14 protein-coding genes and 1 tRNA gene are annotated in these 19,216 nt (G+C 49.7%); 7 read left to right on the forward strand and 8 right to left on the reverse strand.

Annotated features, from left to right (window positions below; translation table 11 throughout):
- Window positions 1-404 precede the first annotated feature (404 nt).
- Entirely contained in the window at window positions 405-1,484 is a 1,080-nt protein-coding gene (locus tag EIP93_RS02135) for an alpha/beta fold hydrolase (RefSeq protein ID WP_164496809.1), read from the forward strand.
- A gap of 336 nt (window positions 1,485-1,820) precedes the next feature.
- Window positions 1,821-3,440, forward strand: a complete 1,620-nt coding sequence (locus EIP93_RS02140) for a methyl-accepting chemotaxis protein (protein ID WP_039470421.1) — start codon at window positions 1,821-1,823, stop codon at window positions 3,438-3,440.
- A 66-nt stretch (window positions 3,441-3,506) separates the two neighbouring features.
- Here EIP93_RS02140 and EIP93_RS02145 read toward each other — a convergent pair whose 3' ends face one another.
- From EIP93_RS02145 to pepA, 5 genes are all read right to left on the reverse strand, one after another.
- On the reverse strand, window positions 3,507-5,177 hold the full coding sequence (locus tag EIP93_RS02145) for a methyl-accepting chemotaxis protein (RefSeq protein ID WP_125232197.1): 1,671 nt from the start codon (window positions 5,175-5,177) through the stop codon (window positions 3,507-3,509).
- A gap of 741 nt (window positions 5,178-5,918) precedes the next feature.
- Window positions 5,919-6,464 (reverse strand): RNA 2'-phosphotransferase, encoded by a 546-nt coding sequence (locus EIP93_RS02150; protein ID WP_125232198.1) that lies wholly within the window; start codon window positions 6,462-6,464, stop codon window positions 5,919-5,921.
- A gap of 120 nt (window positions 6,465-6,584) precedes the next feature.
- Window positions 6,585-9,440, reverse strand: coding sequence for a valine--tRNA ligase (locus EIP93_RS02155; protein WP_125232199.1), 2,856 nt, complete (start codon window positions 9,438-9,440; stop codon window positions 6,585-6,587).
- 12 nt (window positions 9,441-9,452) lie between these two features.
- The gene (locus EIP93_RS02160) at window positions 9,453-9,902 is read right to left on the reverse strand and encodes a DNA polymerase III subunit chi (RefSeq protein ID WP_010284626.1); all 450 of its coding nucleotides are present in this window, start codon (window positions 9,900-9,902) and stop codon (window positions 9,453-9,455) included.
- 295 nt (window positions 9,903-10,197) lie between these two features.
- On the reverse strand, window positions 10,198-11,709 hold the full coding sequence (gene pepA / locus EIP93_RS02165) for a leucyl aminopeptidase (protein WP_010284628.1): 1,512 nt from the start codon (window positions 11,707-11,709) through the stop codon (window positions 10,198-10,200).
- A gap of 282 nt (window positions 11,710-11,991) precedes the next feature.
- Between pepA and lptF the strand changes: the two genes are divergently transcribed.
- The 5 genes from lptF (at window position 11,992) to EIP93_RS02190 (ending at window position 16,559) form a co-directional block, all read left to right on the forward strand.
- Window positions 11,992-13,107, forward strand: coding sequence for an LPS export ABC transporter permease LptF (lptF, locus tag EIP93_RS02170; RefSeq protein ID WP_119879985.1), 1,116 nt, complete (start codon window positions 11,992-11,994; stop codon window positions 13,105-13,107).
- Window positions 13,107-14,183, forward strand: coding sequence for an LPS export ABC transporter permease LptG (gene lptG, locus EIP93_RS02175; RefSeq protein ID WP_103861567.1), 1,077 nt, complete (start codon window positions 13,107-13,109; stop codon window positions 14,181-14,183). The genes lptF and lptG overlap by 1 nt, the downstream gene beginning before the upstream one ends.
- A gap of 230 nt (window positions 14,184-14,413) precedes the next feature.
- Window positions 14,414-14,498 (forward strand) — tRNA-Leu (locus tag EIP93_RS02180).
- A 220-nt stretch (window positions 14,499-14,718) separates the two neighbouring features.
- Complete coding sequence (locus EIP93_RS02185) at window positions 14,719-15,978, forward strand: tyrosine-type recombinase/integrase (protein WP_125232200.1); 1,260 nt, start codon at window positions 14,719-14,721, stop codon at window positions 15,976-15,978.
- 50 nt (window positions 15,979-16,028) lie between these two features.
- The gene (locus EIP93_RS02190; protein ID WP_125232201.1) at window positions 16,029-16,559 is read left to right on the forward strand and encodes a hypothetical protein; all 531 of its coding nucleotides are present in this window, start codon (window positions 16,029-16,031) and stop codon (window positions 16,557-16,559) included.
- A gap of 667 nt (window positions 16,560-17,226) precedes the next feature.
- Here the strand turns inward: EIP93_RS02190 and EIP93_RS02195 are convergent.
- The 3 genes from EIP93_RS02195 to EIP93_RS22845 all read right to left on the reverse strand — a co-directional run bounded on the left by EIP93_RS02195 (window position 17,227) and on the right by EIP93_RS22845 (window position 19,194).
- Window positions 17,227-17,511, reverse strand: a complete 285-nt coding sequence (locus tag EIP93_RS02195; protein WP_116586226.1) for a helix-turn-helix domain-containing protein — start codon at window positions 17,509-17,511, stop codon at window positions 17,227-17,229.
- Window positions 17,501-17,821 (reverse strand): type II toxin-antitoxin system RelE/ParE family toxin, encoded by a 321-nt coding sequence (locus tag EIP93_RS02200; protein WP_099462077.1) that lies wholly within the window; start codon window positions 17,819-17,821, stop codon window positions 17,501-17,503. Before EIP93_RS02200 ends, EIP93_RS02195 begins: the two co-directional genes overlap by 11 nt.
- Before the next feature lie 284 nt (window positions 17,822-18,105).
- Window positions 18,106-19,194, reverse strand: coding sequence for a helicase RepA family protein (locus tag EIP93_RS22845; protein ID WP_232486984.1), 1,089 nt, complete (start codon window positions 19,192-19,194; stop codon window positions 18,106-18,108).
- Window positions 19,195-19,216 lie beyond the last annotated feature (22 nt).

The raw sequence follows: 19,216 nt of genomic DNA on the forward strand, positions 1-19,216 counted from the left end.
CGACCCCTTTCTATACTCGTCATACTTCAAGTTGCATGTGCGTTGGCTACGTTCAGTCACCCGAATCACTTACCTGAGTAAGCTCATCGGGACTCCCTCTCTTGCCGCCTTCCTGAAACTCGAATTATTTAGAGTATGATTATATTTTTGAGCAAAAAAAACGCACTTTGCTGTTTTTATAAACGCGAATGTCGAGTGAAAAGCATGAGCTACGTAGCCGGACGATTAACAGGAATGCGTTAAATATCATCCTATTAAAAACTATCTGTAGAATCTCTCGCGATAAATAAAAAAATCAGAGAATAATCTCTTTTTATTATTAGTCCGCTTATGTTTATTGGGATTTTTCCTAATAGACATTAAAATCGCGGCTTCACGACTTCATGATTACCGAAGAGTTATTTATGATTAATCGAATTCTATCAGGGGTGGTGGGCGCATTTCTGTTAATGCTGTCACCATTAACGCATGCACAGGCCAATTTCCCAGAGCCCAAAGAAGGCGACTGGATTGCGCCAGAATTTACCTTCAACAGTGGCGAAAAATTAAAAGATCTGCGTATTCACTACTACACGATCGGTGATAAAACCAAGCCTGCTGTCTTATTGCTACATGGAACGAACCAACCGATTAAATCACTGTTAGCAAATGGCTTTGGCGGAGAGCTATTTGGGCCGGGTCAGGCGCTGGATAGCAGCAAATACTTTATTATCATGCCGGAGAGCATCGGTTCTGGAAAATCGTCCAAACCGTCAGACGGCTTACGGATGAAATTCCCGCAGTACGATTATAACGATATGGTGCAGGCACAATATCGCTTAATCAAAGAAGGGCTAGGCATTAACCACCTGCGTCTGGTGATGGGATATTCTATGGGCGGCATGCAAACCTGGCTCTGGGGTGAGAAATTCCCGGACATGATGGATGCGCTGGTGCCAATGGCATCGCTGCCGAATGAGCTGTCTGGTCGTAACTGGATGATGCGCCGCATTTTGATTGAATCCATCAAGAACGATCCGGTGTGGAATAACGGTGATTACACACAGCAGCCGCCAACGCTGAAAACGGCCAACATTATGTTCAGTATCGCCACCACTGGCGGCACGCTGGCGTATCAGAGCAAAGCGCCGACGCGTGCACAGGCTGACAAACTGGTAGAAGATCGCCTTGCGGCACCGTCGACCAGCGATGCCAACGACTTTATTTATATTTGGGGCTCGTCTGCGAATTATAACGCGGCACCGGAACTGAATAAAATTAAGGCGCCTGTTCTGGTGATTAACTCTGCGGATGATGAGCGTAATCCTATTGAAACAGGCATCTTGGATAATGAGCTTAAGAAAATTAAGCAGGCGACGCTGTTCCTTATTCCTGCCAGTAAAGATACCAGTGGGCATGGTACGATGATGTCGGCGAAATTTTATAAAGATGCATTGCAACGTTTCTTAGAAAAGAATCAGTCTCAGAAAAATAATAAAAAATAAAACGCATGGCTGGCAGGAAATCTCTTTCTGCCGGCCATCTTTTTCTTTAGACGTCTCTTTATTTTATTACGGTTTTATACCCGTCATACTTCAAGTTGCATGTGCGTTGGCTGCGTTTAGTCACCCGAATCACTTACCTGAGTAAGCTCATCGGGATTCCTTCTCTTGCCGCCTTCCTGAAACTTGAATTATTTAGTGTATATGACGAATTTATTTCAGTTCGTGGGAATTAACGCGTCTGGAAAAATGAATAACGACTATTACGTAAATAACGGAACGGCTCTGCTCTGGAGCTGGCGCTCATCCTTTCTTATTTTTAGGCCACAGGGATAATTTATGTTTCGTAAGATAAAGATCCGTACTGCACTCAGCATGATGGTGTTTTCGTTAGCGGCGTTACTGCTTTTCGTCGGCGTCTTAGGGTTAGTTGCCGTTCAGTCAGGGAATAAATCATTTGCTCGTGTCGATATGGAAGTGCTGCCAGGGCTGGTTGCGCTGAATGACAGCTCCGAACTGCTGTTGCGTGGCCGGTTGGATTTGCGTCTGTACGAATCATTAATGGGGAAAGGGGACGTCGAGGCGGCTAAAGTCGCACTGGGACGTGCCAGAGGCAAGGTCGACGGTGCCAGTGAAAAGTGGCAGGAATACCTGAAATACCCGCAGTCCGAAGCGGAGAAAGTCATTTCTGCGGACATGGCTGAAAAGCGTAATACGCTGATGCAGGAGTTTATCGACCCGGCATTTGCAGCGCTTAACGCAGGGAATCTGGATGAATATCGTCAGCGTGCCGGGAAATCGACGGTGCTGTATGCCGCGTTTGATAAATCCTCTAAAGCGCTGGTTGCCTTCAAGCTGAAGAGCATTGATGAAGCCTACGCGGATTCGAATGGACGCGTCGAGCTGATGGAAACCATCCTGTACGGTGCGATTGCCTGTGCGTTGCTGCTGGCTGTGCTGGCCTGGTCTGTGGTGACCAACATGATCGTGAAACCGCTGAATCAGGCTATTTCCGTCTTTGACCGCATCGCCGAAGGTGACCTGCGGGCACAGATTGATAGCAGCGGAAAAAATGAAATTGCACAGCTGTTTGCCGCGGTTCAACGTATGCGCGACGGGCTGGAAAATATGGTGCGCGTGGTGCGTAACGGTACCGATGCGATAAGCGTAGGTGTCGAGGAAATTGCCTCCGGTAACATCGATCTCTCCAGCCGTACCGAGCAGCAGGCGGCTTCGTTGGATGAAACCGCTTCAAGCATGGAACAGATCATGTCGACGGTGAAAAACAACGAAGACAACACGCGTAAAGCCAACGATCTGGCGCTGAAAGCCTCTAATTCCGCGTCTCGCGGCGGGAACGTTGTCTCTGAAGTGGTTGATACCATGCGTTCCATCAAGCAGAGTTCTGCCAAGATCTCCGACATTGTTGGCGTAATCGACGGCATCGCTTTCCAGACCAACCTGTTGGCGCTGAACGCGGCGGTGGAATCTGCGCGTGCGGGTCAATACGGTAAAGGCTTTGCGGTGGTGGCTTCCGAAGTGCGGATGCTGGCTGCGCGCAGTGCGACGGCCGCGAAAGAGATCGGCACCATGATCGATGATTCTCTCAGCCGTATTGAAAAGGGCGCGGGGCTGGTTGAAGTCGCGGGTAACACCATGGACGAAGTGCTGATGGATGTGAAAAAAGTGGTCGATATTATGGATGAGATCACGCTGGCTTCCAGCGAGCAGAGTCGCGGTATTTCACAGATCAATATCGCCATCAACCAGATGGATGGTGTGACTCAGCAGAATGCGTCCTTGGTATCCGAAGTCGCGACGTCAGCGAATTCACTTCAGGAGCAGGTTATTAATCTGCAACAGTCCGTTTCCCGTTTCCAGATCGCAAGAGAAAACATGGAACTGGGTAATGTGCTGCCCGGCTTGCGCCAGAACATTGCGCTGGCCGATGCCCGCTAATCGTTAAATGACTGAATCACCTGTTTTGACCCCTGACAAACGTGTTTGTCAGGGGTGTTTTCAACATTAGAAGCTGGTCCAGTCCCCTGAATTTTGGTGTGCAGCGCCAGCCGCCGCAGGAAGCATCGCTTTTGGCGATAAGGCTCGGTGTGTTAATTGTGGTGCAGGGATTGACGACTGATTGCCTGCCACTTTAAACACGGAGACCGCTCTAACAAGTAGGTCGGCTTGATCCTGAAGGCTCAGTGCCGCTGCTGCTGATTCTTCCACGAGTGCGGCGTTCTGCTGTGTTGTCTGATCCATCTGATTGACCGCGATACCCACCTGATCAACCCCCGTAGATTGCTCCGCGCTGGCTGAGCTGATTTCTGCCACCGTATCAGTTAACTGACGAATAGCGACCACGACTTGTTGCATGGTTTCCCCGGCTTTATTCGCCAAATCGGATCCCTGTTCTACGCGCTCGACGCTTGTTGTGATCAACGTTTTAATCTCTTTTGCAGCCTCTGCGCTTCGCTGCGCCAGACTACGCACTTCCCCTGCGACAACCGCGAATCCACGCCCTTGTTCGCCCGCTCGTGCTGCCTCTACCGCGGCGTTGAGGGCCAGTATGTTGGTCTGAAAAGCAATACTATCAATGACATTGATGATGTCTGCAATGCTCCGGGAACTTTCGTCAATGGCCTTCATCGTTGCTACGACGTCATCAACCACCTGGCCTCCCTGCTGTGCCACCGTGCTGGCGTTTTTGGCTAGCTGATCGGCCTGACGAGCATTATCGGCGTTATTTTTCACCGTCATGCCCAGTTGAGTCATGGTGGAAGAAGTTTCTTCTAACGCACTTGCCTGTTCTTCGGTTCGGGATGAAAGGTCCGCATTGCCTTGGGCAATTTGTATACTCGCGGTGGCGACACTCTCCGCATTATCTCTGACAGTGATGACCGTTTTGGTCAGCGAGGATTGCATATCACGCATTGCTTCCAGCAACTGGCCTACTTCATCACGGCTATCGACTGCAATCGTTCCACGCAGGTCACCTTCGCCAATGCGCTGAGCAGAAGATAGCGCAATGGATAAAGGCGCGGTCACACTGCGCGTCAGCAACCAGGCAATCAGCATCCCTAAAATGGCTGAAAAGGCTGATAGTAAGAGTGTCCAGAACAGGGCTTCGGAAATAAATAACTTTGTCTCAACTTTGGACTTGTCGACGTTTTCTTGTTGATAATCAAGAAGCTCGCCCAGTTTAGTGAAATAATTTTTTTGAATTTTAGCGACATCATTGAATAAAAATGCCGTTGCCTGTTCATCCGTCCCTTCAAGGGCATAGGTTATGGCTTGATCAATAGTAATGCCATATTGTTTTCTTATGCCTGTTAATTCATCAAACAGTTCCCGACCTTTCCCAAATTTTATTATGTTGTCTAAATGACTATATGTCGCGTTTGAGGCTGTCGTTATAGCGGTGATAGTTTGTCTTAAATTCTGTTTTTCCTGACGTTTATCACCGGGGAGTAAGATAATATCCCGTACTGTCTGGATATTATTATTTAAATGGTCTCTTATGTCGCGTAACAGATTGGTCTTAACTATTCTATCTTCGGTAATTTTATCGACCTCTTTTTCTATGTTTTTTATAAAAACATATTCGAGCGACGACAGTGTCAACGTTAGCGTAATCAGTAACCCGAACCCCAGAAAGAGTCGATTGCCAATTCTCATATTCTTCAAAAAATTCATTATGGTACTAATCCTTTCTTATACTGTTTATATTATTTTTTACATACATAATGATCGCTCTATACGTAGAGTGATTCATCATTTTCTGCATCTGGTTTATTCCCCTGACGTTTACGTCAGAGGAATGAATTGGCAGCTTCCCTTTACCTGCCATGAACGTTTGCGTGAACACGTTACTTTTTCATTCATTTTAGCCCTATGGATACTGTCGGCAGAGCTGAGACATTCTTTATTTATATTTTATATTTTATATTATTGATATATATGGTTTTTACTCCATTGCTGGATCGGTCGGGGCGCAATGTGTAATCGCTTTTATCAACCCTATTCTGATTTGAAACATAACCAAGTGTAATGTTTACCTATAGCCTCACACTATAGTAATCCTATTATCGATCGAATTCACCAATCATTAGGCCGTTCAATTTTTCATATTCGATCGTTAATTTCTATCAAAAATAAGCAATAGATTTTTGGAAATAAAGTAAGGGATTAGATAATTAATCTGTCGTTACGCTAAATAGCGTTGTTTTTATTCACGGCTATTCGGCGGTATTTAGTGGATAACGCTTAATTAGAGAAAATTTGCATAGTAAAATGAATTGAATAATGAAGGATACATGCTGCTAGTTCTTTATCGGAACACTGTGCTGGCCGATGCCCGCTAATTGTTAAATGAGCTTATCACCTGTTTTCGCTAATGTTATGTGGACAGCGAAGACAGGTGACTCATACACGTATTCATTCATCGATAAACGGCACGGGAACCGTCAGGGTTAACCAGACGCCGTTATCCGCCTGATAAAAAATTATCCCTTGTTGATGCATTTCCTGCGCCCTTATTTTTAATACTACGGGCTTGCCATGCCGCTGGCCGACGTTTATCGCCGTGGCTTCATCGGCAGACAAGTGCACATACTGACGTGAACCAGAAAGCAAACCCTGCTGATTTATCGAATCGACAAATCGGGTTGCCGTGCCGTGGTAAAGAAATTCGGGCGGCACTTTGGGCTCGTAATGCATATCGACCTGCGATGATGAGTGCCCCTGCGCTGCACGGATCGATAACCCATCCGGCGAAATAGAAAACCGCTTTTTGTCACTGTTATCAACGACAGACTGAATCACTTCTCTGGTAAGAAGCCGTCCATCTTTAGCTGCACCAGTAATCAGTTCAGCTATGTTTGCCCAGCCGTCGCTGCTTAGCGTTAACCCAATAGCTTCGGGCTTGTGCCGTAAAACGTAGCTAAGAAACTTGCTGACCTCAGCATGATTCGTGTTGCTCATTGTGTTACCCCCTTCATGCATTTTGTGAGGTGAATCAGTGTGAAGTGAATAAAATAAAAAGCCCCGTTTTGCAACGAGGCTTTCGTACTTGCCGTACTACCGTTAGAAAATCGGTTAGCGTTACAGCGCAGCGATGACCGCGTGCTGTTCCAGCAGTTTGGCTTTCGCTACGGCGTAGCCATCCAGCTTCTCACGCTCTTTGGCAACGACCGCTTCTGGTGCGCGAGCCACAAAGCCTTCGTTGGACAGCTTACTTTCGATGCGCTCAATCTCGGCTTCGATTTTCGCCACTTCTTTCGTCAGACGATCCAACTCTGCCGCTTTGTCGATCAGGCCTGCCATCGGAATTAACAGCTCGACACCCTCGATGAGTTTAGTGACGGAAACCGGACCTTTGTCGCCCGCAGGCAGCAGCGTAATGCTTTCCAGACGCGCCAGCGTTTGGATGAAGCTGCGGTTCTCTTCCACGCGACGCTGTGCTTCAGCAGTGACATCACGCAGTAAGACTTCCAGCGGTTTGCCCGGCGCGATGTTCATTTCTGCGCGAATATTACGCACAGCGATAATCGCCTGCTTGATCCACTCCAGATCGTTCAGCGCCAGCGTATCTTCCTGCGCGGCATCGAACTCAGGGAACGGCTGCAACATGATCGTGTCGGCGCTAATGCCTTTCAGTGCTTTAACGCGTAGCCAGATGGTTTCGGTAATGAAAGGAATAATCGGGTGTGCCAGACGCAGCAACGCTTCCAGTACAGTAACCAGCGTGTGACGCGTACCGCGCAGTTCCGCTTCTGAACCGCCATTCATCACGGGTTTCGTCAGCTCCAGATACCAGTCGCAGAACTGGTTCCAGGTGAATTCGTACAGAATGTTGGCCGCAATATCAAAGCGATAGCCGTCCAGCGCCTCGCGGTAGGCTTTCACCGTACGGTTGAATTCCGCCAGAATCCAGCGGTCGGCCAGCGACAGCACTTTCTCGCCTGCGCCAAAGCCGCAATCCTGATCTTCGGTGTTCATCAGCACAAAACGGCTGGCGTTCCACAGCTTGTTACAGAAGTTGCGGTAACCTTCCAGGCGCTTCATGTCCCAGTTGATGTCGCGACCCGTTGAAGCCAGCGCTGCCAGCGTGAAGCGCAGGGCGTCTGTACCGTGAGGCTCGATGCCGTTCGGGAACTGTTTCTCGGTACGCTTGCGGATTTTTTCCGCCAGCTGCGGCTGCATCATGTTGCCAGTACGTTTTTCCAGCAGTGCTTCCAGCGAAATGCCGTCGACCATATCCAGCGGGTCGATAACATTCCCTTTGGATTTGGACATCTTCTGGCCTTCATCATCACGGATCAGGCCGGTCATGTAGACGGTATGGAATGGCACCTGTGGTTTGCCGTCTTCATCTTTGATGAAGTGCATGGTCAGCATGATCATGCGGGCAATCCAGAAGAAGATGATGTCGAAGCCGCTGACCATCACACTGCTCGGGTGGAAAGCTTTCAGATCTGGCGTTTGTTCTGGCCAACCCAGCGTAGAGAACGTCCACAGCCCAGATGAGAACCAGGTATCCAGTACGTCTTCATCCTGATTCAGAACGACATCGTCAGCGAGGTTGTTTTCACTGCGTACTTCCGCTTCGGTGCGACCGACATAGACGTTGCCATTGGCATCGTACCAGGCCGGAATGCGGTGACCCCACCACAACTGACGGGAGATACACCAGTCCTGAATGTCGCGCATCCAACTGAAGTACATGTTTTCGTACTGTTTTGGTACGAACTGGATGCGACCATCTTCCACCGCTTCCACCGCTGGCTTAGCCAGCACGGCAGCACGCACATACCACTGGTCGGTCAGCATCGGCTCAATCACAACACCGCCACGGTCACCGTAAGGAACGGTCAGATCGTGCGCTTTGATCTCTTCCAGCAGGCCGAGCTCATCGAATGCGGCTACCAGCGCTTTACGTGCGGCAAAACGCTCCAGACTCTGGAAGGCTTCGGGAATGTCGCTGCTGCAAGTGGTGCTGGCTTCGCCATTGGTATCAAAGATTTCAGCGCTCTGGCGGATATCACCGTCGAACGTCAGGATATTGACCATCGGCAACTGGTGGCGTTTACCGACTTCGTAGTCGTTGAAGTCGTGCGCTGGCGTGATCTTCACACAGCCGGTGCCTTTTTCCATATCGGCATGTTCGTCGCCAACGATCGGAATACGACGGCCAATCAGCGGCAAGATCACCTCTTTGCCGATCAGATCTTTATAACGCGGATCTTCCGGGTTAACGGCGACACCGGTATCACCCAGCACGGTTTCCGGGCGGGTGGTCGCGACGACCAGATAGTCTTTACCGTCGGCGGTTTTCACACCATCGGCCAGCGGGTAGCGCAGGTGCCACATCGACCCTTTCACTTCGCGGTTTTCTACTTCCAGATCGGAAATCGCGGTGCGCAGTTTCGGATCCCAGTTCACCAGACGCTTGCCGCGGTAAATCAGGTCTTCTTTATACAGACGGACGAACACTTCTTTCACCGCGTTGGACAGGCCTTCATCCATGGTGAAACGCTCGCGTTCCCAGTCAACGGAGTTGCCCAGACGGCGCATCTGATTGGTAATGTTGCCACCGGATTCGCCTTTCCACTGCCAGATTTTGTCGATGAACGCTTCGCGGCCGTAATCGTGGCGAGTTTTGCCTTCTTCTGCGGCGATCTTGCGCTCAACGACCATTTGCGTGGCGATACCGGCGTGGTCGGTACCTGCCTGCCACAGGGTATTTTTACCCTGCATACGCTGATAGCGGATCAACGTATCCATAATGGTTTGCTGGAAAGCGTGACCCATATGCAAGCTGCCGGTGACGTTGGGCGGCGGGATCATGATGCTGAAGCTTTCTTTACTCGTGTCGCCGTGCGGCTTGAAGTAGCCTTGCTTTTCCCAGTGTTCGTAGAGCGGCTGCTCGATATCTTGCGGGTTATATTTCGTTTCCATTATGCTCAAAATTCAGTGAGTTGGCGGCGTAGCCGTGGTCAATTGGAAGCCGACGCTGCGATAGGTTTTATAGCGGTCGCGCGCCAACTGTTTCAAGGAGTCTTCGTAAGGGACAAAGTCTATCACTTCATGGAAAGCGGTGGCAAAATCTGCGAACTGCGGCAATAGGCTGATCAGTAGATCCCGTGGCGCGTTGCCACGCCGCTGCGGCCATGCCAGTTCGACCGGCGCGCCGTGGCGCGGCCCTTCGCCTGCCAGATTATGCGGCACGAATGCGTTGGGATCGCGCTGCCATAATGCTTCATCCAGTCTGATGGCCTGTTGCTCGTCTTCACAGGCAATCAGTACGCGCTTTCCTGCTCGCCAACGTTCTGCCGCCAGATCGCATGCCAGTGCCTCATGGGCGCTGAGCTCACCGCTTTTGCTGTCGTGTTCGAGAAGATAGAACGTTGCGTTTTTCATTGTTTACACTATTGATAAGGGCCGGAATATCCGGCCCGATTATACTCGTCATACTTCAAGTTGCATGTGCGTTGGCTGCGCTACTCGGCACACTTGCGTGTGCCTCGCCCCGTTGGGGCCGCTGCAAGCAGCGTTCAAACCTGCCTATGGCAGGTTTGTCAGTCACCCGAATCACTTACCTGAGTAAGCTCATCGGGAATCCTTCTCTTGCCGCCTGCCTGAAACTTGAATTATTTAGAGTATATAAGAACAAAGGCAATCGCTGGCTTTGGTCATCGCCGTTGACGTGAAAGTCTTATTCTACGTCGTTCTGTCCGGCGCGGTTAAGCAGGAACTGTGATAACAGCGCGACCGGACGACCCGTTGCGCCTTTGGCTTTACCAGAACGCCAGGCGGTGCCCGCGATATCCAGATGCGCCCAGCTGTACTTACGCGTAAAGCGCGACAGGAAGCAGCCTGCGGTAATCGCCCCGCCCGGACGACCACCAATATTCGCCATATCGGCAAAATTGGATTCCAACTGCTCCTGGAATTCGTCGGTTAGCGGCAGACGCCATGCGCGGTCGCCAGACTGCTCGGACGCGCTCAACAGCTCGTGCGCCAGCGGATTGTGGTTCGCCATCAGCCCGGTGATGTGGTGCCCCAGCGCAATCACGCACGCGCCGGTCAGCGTCGCGACGTCAATCACCACGTCCGGCTCATAACGCTCAACGTAGGTCAGCGTATCACACAAGACCAAGCGGCCTTCTGCATCGGTGTTCAGCACTTCTACCGTCTGACCGGACATTGTGGTCAGCACGTCACCCGGACGGTATGCTCGGCCATCGACCATGTTTTCACAACCCGCCAGCACGCCGATGATATTCAACGGCAGCGCCAGTTCGGCCGCCATGCGCATCACGCCGTAGACCGTGGCCGCGCCGCACATGTCGTATTTCATTTCGTCCATGCTGTCGGCAGGTTTGATGGAGATGCCGCCGGAATCGAACGTCAGCCCTTTACCTACCAGCACAATTGGGCGAGTTTCCGGGTTTGGATCGCCTTTATATTCGATCACGGACATCAGCGATTCATTCTGCGAGCCCTGACCAACGGCCAGATAGGCATTCATGCCCAGCTCTTTCATCTGCTGTTCGCCAATCACGCGTGTGATGATGTTCTGGCTGTAGGTATCGGCCAGTTGACGCGCTTGCGAAGCCAGATACGCGGCATTACAGATATTCGGCGGCATGTTGCCGAGATCTTTCGCGGCTTTGATGCCCGCTGCAATCGCCAGACCGTGCTGAATAGCGCGCTCGCCGCTGGTCAGCTCACGGCGTGTTGGCACGTTGAAGACCATTTTGCGCAGTGGACGACGCAGCTCGACTTTGTTGCTCTTAAGCTGATCGAAGGTATACAGCGTTTCTTTTGCGGTTTCGACTGCCTGACGCACTTTCCAGTACGTGTTACGGCCTTTCACGTGCAGCTCGGTCAGGAAGCAGACCGCTTCCATCGAGCCGGTTTCGTTCAGGGCGTTAATCGTCTTCTGAATCACCTGTTTGTACTGGCGTTCATCAAGTTCGCGCTCTTTGCCGCAACCAATCAGCAGAATGCGCTCGGAAAGAATGTTAGGTACATGGTGCAAAAGCAGTGATTGCCCCACTTTGCCTTCTAATTCACCACGGCGAAGCAACGCGCTGATGTAGCCGTCGCTGATTTTATCGAGTTGTTCGGCAATAGGGGACAGACGACGCGGTTCAAACACGCCGACGACAATGCAGGCACTGCGTTGTTTTTCCGGGCTACCGCTTTTTACGCTGAACTCCATGTACTCTCCTGAATCTTAAAGACAACGGCGGGGGCAACGGCTAGAATGTGACACTCCGTAATACTTCCCGCCGTTGCGTTAACATAACCTGTGTTAATCTTAACGACGTAACGAACCTGTTTTAGTGACTAATAAGCAGGTTCTGATACAACAGCTCAAACGCAGTGTGTTGTAATACAGTTTTAGCTAAGAGGGCAGCCAAAAATGAGTATAAATGGCGCGTTAGCGAAGAAACTATCGATTTTCCTGCAAAAAGACAAGTTTTCACAGGCGTAATTAAGCGTGATCATCATTCGATATCTGGTACGGGAAACCTTCAAGAGCCAACTGGCCATCCTTTTCATTCTGTTACTGATTTTCTTTTGTCAGAAATTGGTACGGATACTGGGTGCCGCGGTTGATGGTGAAATCCCGACAAATTTGGTTATCTCCCTGTTGGGATTGGGCGTGCCAGAAATGGTGCAGCTCATCCTGCCATTAAGTCTGTTTCTTGGCGTATTGATGACGTTTGGCCGCCTCTATGCGGAAAGCGAGATCACCGTCATGCACGCCTGCGGGCTGGGCAAACGCGTGTTGCTGAAAGCCGCGCTGGTCCTGGCAGTGTTCACTGCCATCGTCGCTACCATTAACGTCATGTGGCTTAGCCCGTGGTCGTCGCGGCATCAGGAAGAAGTGCTGGCGGAAGCGAAGGCGAACCCTGGAATGGCTACGCTAGTAGAAGGGCAGTTCCAGTCTGCACAGGGCGGCAACGCGGTGCTGTTCGTCGGTAATGTCAAAGGGGCGGAGTTTGAACACGTCTTTCTGGCACAGCTGCGCCCCAGCGGTAATGCACGGCCTTCTGTTGTCGTCGCCGATCGCGGCCATATCAAGCAAAACGAAGACGGTGCACAGGTCGTGACGTTGGATAACGGTTCGCGTTACGAGGGAACGGCGCTGCTGCGTGATTTTCGTATCACGGATTTCACTAACTATCAGGCTGTGATTGGGCACCAGAGCGTGACGCTCAATAATAGCGACGTGCAGCAAATGGGTATGCAGACCCTGTGGCATTCGGATGCGCACGATGCGCGTGCAGAGTTCCACTGGCGGCTGACGTTGATTGTTTCGGTGCTGATCATGGCGCTGATGGTGGTACCGCTGAGTGTGGTGAATCCACGTCAGGGCAGGGTATTGAGCATGCTGCCTGCTATGCTGCTGTACCTGATTTTCTTCCTGCTGCAAAGCTCGCTGCGTTCTAACGCCAGTAAAGGCAAAATCGATCCGATGGTATGGGTCTGGCTGACCAACCTGATGTACTTCGGTATTGCTGTGATGCTTAACCTATGGGATACCGTGCCGATGCGCAAAGTGCGCGCCCGCTTTAAGCCTCGAACTCTTAGAACACAAGGAGCGGCCTGATGTTTGGTGTATTAGACCGCTATATCGGCAAAACGATTTTCACCACCATCATGACGACGCTATTCATGCTGGTGTCGCTCTCCGGCATCATCAAGTTTGTCGACCAACTGCGTAAAGTTGGGCAGGGCGAGTATTCAGCGCTGGGCGCTGGGCTGTACACGCTGCTCAGCGTACCTAAAGATATTGAAATCTTCTTCCCTATGGCGGCGCTGCTCGGCGCATTGCTCGGGCTGGGTCAGCTTGCCACCCGCAGCGAACTGGTGGTGATGCAGGCTTCCGGCTTTACCCGCTTGCAGATTGCGACGGCCGTGATGAAAACCGCGATCCCGCTGGTGCTGCTAACGATGGCGATTGGCGAATGGGTTTCTCCACAAGGGGAACAGATGGCGCGTAACTACCGCTCTCAGATGATCTCTGGTGGGTCGATGATCTCTACGCAGGGCGGACTGTGGGCAAAAGACGGCAATGACTTTATCTATATCGAACGAGTGACGGGCGATAAAGAGCTGTCTGGCGTCAACATCTACCACTTCGACGATAAAAACAAGCTGCTATCTGTGCGCTATGCGGCCTCCGCCGAGTTTGAAGATGACAGGAATGTCTGGAAGCTCTCGCAGGTTGATGAGTCTGATTTGAGCGACGGTAAACAGATTGGCGGCAGCCAGACGTTCAGTGGAGAATGGAAAACCAACCTGACGCCGGATAAGCTGGGCGTGGTGGCGCTTGAGCCGGATGCGCTGTCGATCCGTGGGCTACATAATTACTCCAAATACCTGAAACAAAGTGGGCAAGAGTCGAATCGCTACCAGCTGAACATGTGGAGCAAAATCTTTGCACCAGTCTCAGTGGCGGTGATGATGCTCATGGCAGTCTCTTTCATCTTCGGCCCGCTGCGCAGTGTGTCGGCGGGTTCACGCATCGTGATAGGTATCAGCTTCGGCTTCCTCTTCTACCTGCTGAATGAGATTTTCCGCCCACTTAGCCTGGTCTATGGCATCCCGCCGATCCTGGGCGCTATCTTGCCGAGCTCGGTGTTTCTGTTCATCAGCGTCGCGCTGCTACTGAAACGCCGATAGCATCTAATAAATCAGAGAAAGCGCCGAGTGGATAACCCCTCGGCGCTTTTTTATTGGTCGTGACAAATCGCCTTGGCAACACCCATTACCACACAATCTTGAAGGCAAAAAAGTCATAACACGTTGCTAGAGATGATTTTTTCAGCACTTAACCGAACACTGAGTGGATTAACGTTGCGCGTGGGCTGTCAAAAGGTATAATGCACCCGTTTTCCGCATACGACTTCTGTGCCGAAGTGGCGAAATCGGTAGACGCAGTTGATTCAAAATCAACCATCGAAAGATGTGCCGGTTCGAGTCCGGCCTTCGGCACCATTGTATGAAAATCAAGTCACCTTAGGGTGGCTTTTTTTATGTCCAAAATCGTCCAGTAACGTCCATATCACACTGTAAAATAACGATTTTAATTTCATTTCTCTCTCTGCGATTTTGTCTGTTTTATACACAATGGTCTTTCTTCGTCCATTGACATCCAGATGATTTGGGGGTCAAGATGAGGGTCAATTCACTTCGATTATGAGTTGACCCCCAAATTATGGCGCTGACTGACGTTGTTGCCCGTACTGCCAAGCCTCGCGAAAAAGCCTATAAGCTCGCTGACGCGCACGGCCTGTATCTTTTGGTGAGTCCTAACGGCTCTAAGCGCTGGTATCTCAAATACCGCTTTGAAGGTAAGGAAAGCCGGATTGCGTTCGGTGCCTATCCGCTGATCTCGCTGGCAAAGGCCAGAGAGAAACGTGATGAGATACGATTGCTGCTGTTGGAGGGTATCCACCCAACGGAAAAGCGTGAAGAAGAAAAAGAGCAGGCGCAAGAAGCGTTGAATACTTTTGCGAAGGTCGCGCAGGACTGGCACCGAAATATTAGCCAAAACAGATGGTCAGAAACGCACGCCGGACGGGTATGGCGCGATATGGAACGAAATCTCCTGCCTGCTATTGGGCATCGCCATATTGCCGATCTGAAAACTAAAGACCTGCTGGAGCCGCTGAAAGCCGTCGAACAGAACGGTCATCTTGATTTGGCGTCACGGCTGCGCCAGCGTGTCACCGATATCATGCGTTACGCGGTGCAGAACGATCTGATAGAGCGCAACCCCGCGCAAGACCTCTCCGGGGCGATAGCCGCACCAAAAGCTACCCATCGGCCAGCCCTGAAGCTGAATAAACTGCCTGACTTTCTGGCACGGATAGAACGCCACAAAGGGAGGACGTTAACCAGACTGGCCTTAAAACTCACGCTGTGCGTTTTTATCCGCTCCAGCGAGCTACGTTTTGCCCGCTGGCCGGAAATCGATTTTAAACGCGCTATGTGGACGATACCGGCTGAACGTGAAGCCATCCCTGGCGTGAAGCACTCGCAGCGCGGTGCAAAGATGCGCTCTGAACATCTGGTGCCGTTATCCCGACAGGCTTTAGCACTACTGGAAGAGATTAAGGCCATCAGCGGCGCTCATGAACTGATCTTCCCCGGCGATCGTCGGCCAACCAAACCGATGAGTGAAAACACCGTCAACAACGCATTACGAACAATGGGCTACGACACCACCACCGAAGTGTGCGGACACGGCTTCCGCACGATGGCCTGTAGCGCACTGGTGGAGTCCGGCCAGTGGTCACGGGATGCGGTAGAGCGCCAGATGAGTCATCAGGAACGCAACGGCGTTCGTGCTGCCTATATCCACAAAGCGGAACATCTGGATGAGCGCAGGCTAATGCTGCAATGGTGGGCGGATTATCTGGATGCGAATCGGGAAGAGTATGTGGTGCCGTATGAGTTTAAGAGAGCTTACTAAATTATATAAATTTACTTTGCATTAAAATAACGTCATGGAGAGATAATAAGATGAGTATCGAGGTAGCAACAGCGGTCGGATTGCTTGCAATACCATTGTCAGCGGCATTAGGGTTTGTAGCAATTATAATTGGACATGCTGGATTTAATTCTGATAAGAAGAAAAAAATATCTAAATCAATAAGTAATATTAATCTGGGCTCGGAAGCAATAAATGGATTTTCTGATTATTGGTCTGGTTATTATTTTAAATTATTTGGTGATGGATTTTTCTCAAAAAGACAGCTAATAACCATTCCACTATTTACTATATTATATTCGTTTATATTGTTTTTTGCTTGGTTTATGTATGTTCTAATTTTTATTAATCCTAACAAGATAATTCCAGAGCAAATTCCAATGCCAATTAAATTAGCTATTCATGATTTTTATTTATATGGCATATGGTATTCTATTTTACTGGATTTCATATCTATTCAATTGACTAAAATGTATATAAAATCAAAAGGTAAATCTAACTTTTCGTTCATGAAGTCTGTTTTTTATTATCTATTTTTATTGTTTACTTTATTTTTACAATAATTATTTACCAACTTAAATTAGATGCAACTGATGATTTGTATAATAAATTTGGCTTATATTTTGAGTTAAGGCCTGCGTTGATCTATGAACCATTTGAGTCAATATATGAATCTTTAAGTTTGATTGAGAGTAGTACATTCATGGTCGTGACATCAAAAGGAATCTTGTCGAATTACTTTGTCCCTCAGGCAGTCATGTTTTACAGTTCTTTTATTTCTCAGATATCTTTACTTTTGATATTTCTTTCTTATTTACTTTCAAGAATTCTTATTAAATTTAAAATATTATCTATAGATTTTGTGAAGGGGGTTGGAACTGCAAAGTATACGGCCTATGGATTTCTTGGTTTAACGATAATTTCTTTTTTATTTGTTTTAATGCTTGTGGTAATCATATACTTGATAGTTTCATCATAAAGATTAACCAATAATTTAGATTGTGCATTTATTTTTGAAAAATATTCTCATTATCTACCGCGCCAGCCCCTTTTTTGGGAGGGGCTGGCGCTCATCTTTCTTCTGTGGATGATTTTCCAGCTACTCATCATATCCAAGTATCATGTTGCCAGATCGTTTTCCATCGTATAGAAGTAGCAAGTCGGAAACTGTTGCACCGACGCTAGCCGACAAGCCAGTGCAAAATCCGGCTTATAAATACAGCGCTAATCTTAACCCAGTGACAGTTTAAGCTGCATCCCGCAAGCAGCGGCATACCGTTGTAAGGTTGAGATACTCGCACTGGAAACATTTCTCTCAAGGCGGCTCACCGCAGGTTGGCTTACACCCATGCGAGCGGCGATCTCTGTACTTGTCAGGCCTGATTTGGACTTCATTTCGATCAGAACAGCGCGAAGCGCTTCTTCTTGAGTTTCGTCCTCATACGCTTTTTTAACTTCATGATTAGAAAGCGCTTTCGCTTTAACTTCAGAGAAGCTGATACCTTTAACTGCCATCTTTCAATTCCTCCCATCTTGACTTTGCTAGCGCTATTTCAGCTTTCGGGGTCTTAGGGGTTTTCTTTACGAACGTCCTTAAAATATAGATCTTACGTCCTTTTGCGTAAGCAAAAAACGTTCTGCTTATGTCCTTTCTACCAACCCGTAGCTCAAACAATCCACCTTCAATGATGTCCGTGTCTGGATATCTTAGCTCTGGCCCTTTAGCTTCAAGCTTTTCAAGCCCTTTAAGCGCTTTCGCCTGCATAACAGGTTCGAGGCCATAAATTTCGCTTGCAGCTTCGGGGTGAAAAATCAATTCATACATATCAGTCCCCTTATTAATGGGGAACATAACTCATAAGTTATAATAACTCAAATGTTATATTTTAGCGTATTGGCAGAGTAAACCATTAGCAAGCCATCCCCCACCTTTCCCCCACTTGATGAAGGATCACGGCTTCCCCCACCTGATTTTCATGATTAGGTTAAAAATGATTATTTATTAGCGAGTTAAACCATTCCCCCACTTCGCGCGTATATACAGCCGAGAAGTGGGGGAAAATGCCGGATAGGATGACGCATTATCCGTTCGCCCCCACTTTCCCCCGTTTAATCCCCCACCTTATTCCGTTGTGATAACGGCGTGATCTGTTCCCCTTCAAAGGCGATCAGGCCATCCTTTTCCAGTTTGTCCAGCCAGCGGGTGAATTTCTTGTTCACATCAAAGCCCATTGCCCGCATATCATCCCGCACCAATGAACGGGTGCAGCCTTCACCGTTGGCCGTGCGTGAACGGATGGCCTGCCACAGCGCAAAATGATTTTCCGTCAGCCGTGGGATACCGGCTAAGTCGGGATCGCTGGCAGCCTCATCCTCTCTGACTTCACGGCCTTCATCGTTCAGCACTAGCGAGGTGATCTGGTCGCCATCATCGTCCACGTACAGATCGACGGCATTCAGGTCATAGGCGCGACGCGGCGGCTCTTCCGCATCCTTCATCTTGGTGCAACTGAGGATCAACGCGCCGCCTTCACCTTCACGCCTGACGTTAAATTCCACGTCCAGCGCAGCACGGAAGGCGCTGGATCCCCGCGCCCCTTTGTCCTGATCTTTACCGGAATGATGGATAATCAGCACCGTGGCCTGTGTTGCCGCTTTAATCGCGTCACATCCCTGAATGAATGCGCCCATATCTTTAGCCGCGTTCTCATCCGAACCGCCAAAACAGCGGGCGAGCGTATCCAGAATAATCAGGCGAACTGGCATACCGGAGGCGACTTTCACATCGCGTGCGGCACGTATCACCTGCTGTACGCTCTCTGGGCTGGCCGGAAAAATCGGGCAATCGACACGATACAGCGCATCAATCGGGCTACCGCCATTAAGCGTTTGCTCCCATGCCCGGATACGGCGGGGAACGCCAATCCCACCTTCACCAACAACATAAATCACTGCGCCCTGTGTCACCGGCTTGCCTGCCCACGGTTTGCCGGTGGCGATATGACATCCCCACGATACCGCCAGAAAAGACTTATACGAGCCGCTGGCACCGTAAGCGCTGGCAACGGATGAACTCGGCAGATAGCCTTTAATCAGGTAATCCTGTCGCGTATCAAAACCGTCAGAGCCTTTACGCAGGGGTAATGAGGTGTTGAATGCCGGTGTAGCGGAATCGGTGCGGACTAAAGGCGTATACATCGTGTCAGGCTGATAACGTTGT

The sequence above is a fragment of the Pectobacterium versatile genome (assembly GCF_003932035.1).
GTDB classification, from domain to species: domain Bacteria; phylum Pseudomonadota; class Gammaproteobacteria; order Enterobacterales; family Enterobacteriaceae; genus Pectobacterium; species Pectobacterium versatile.

Bases quoted from the DNA above. Each gene is read 5' to 3' on its own strand.
- EIP93_RS02145 (WP_125232197.1), bottom strand. From the start codon at position 5,177: ATGAATTTTTTGAAGAATATGAGAATTGGCAATCGACTCTTTCTGGGG.
- EIP93_RS02200 (WP_099462077.1), bottom strand. From the start codon at position 17,821: ATGTATGAATTGATTTTTCACCCCGAAGCTGCAAGCGAAATTTATGGC.
- EIP93_RS02195 (WP_116586226.1), bottom strand. From the start codon at position 17,511: ATGGCAGTTAAAGGTATCAGCTTCTCTGAAGTTAAAGCGAAAGCGCTT.
- EIP93_RS02190 (WP_125232201.1), top strand. From the start codon at position 16,029: ATGAGTATCGAGGTAGCAACAGCGGTCGGATTGCTTGCAATACCATTG.
- EIP93_RS02150 (WP_125232198.1), bottom strand. From the start codon at position 6,464: ATGAGCAACACGAATCATGCTGAGGTCAGCAAGTTTCTTAGCTACGTT.
- EIP93_RS02185 (WP_125232200.1), top strand. From the start codon at position 14,719: ATGGCGCTGACTGACGTTGTTGCCCGTACTGCCAAGCCTCGCGAAAAA.
- EIP93_RS22845 (WP_232486984.1), bottom strand. From the start codon at position 19,194: ATGTATACGCCTTTAGTCCGCACCGATTCCGCTACACCGGCATTCAAC.
- EIP93_RS02160 (WP_010284626.1), bottom strand. From the start codon at position 9,902: ATGAAAAACGCAACGTTCTATCTTCTCGAACACGACAGCAAAAGCGGT.
- pepA (WP_010284628.1), bottom strand. From the start codon at position 11,709: ATGGAGTTCAGCGTAAAAAGCGGTAGCCCGGAAAAACAACGCAGTGCC.
- EIP93_RS02135 (WP_164496809.1), top strand. From the start codon at position 405: ATGATTAATCGAATTCTATCAGGGGTGGTGGGCGCATTTCTGTTAATG.
- lptG (WP_103861567.1), top strand. From the start codon at position 13,107: ATGTTTGGTGTATTAGACCGCTATATCGGCAAAACGATTTTCACCACC.
- EIP93_RS02140 (WP_039470421.1), top strand. From the start codon at position 1,821: ATGTTTCGTAAGATAAAGATCCGTACTGCACTCAGCATGATGGTGTTT.
- EIP93_RS02155 (WP_125232199.1), bottom strand. From the start codon at position 9,440: ATGGAAACGAAATATAACCCGCAAGATATCGAGCAGCCGCTCTACGAA.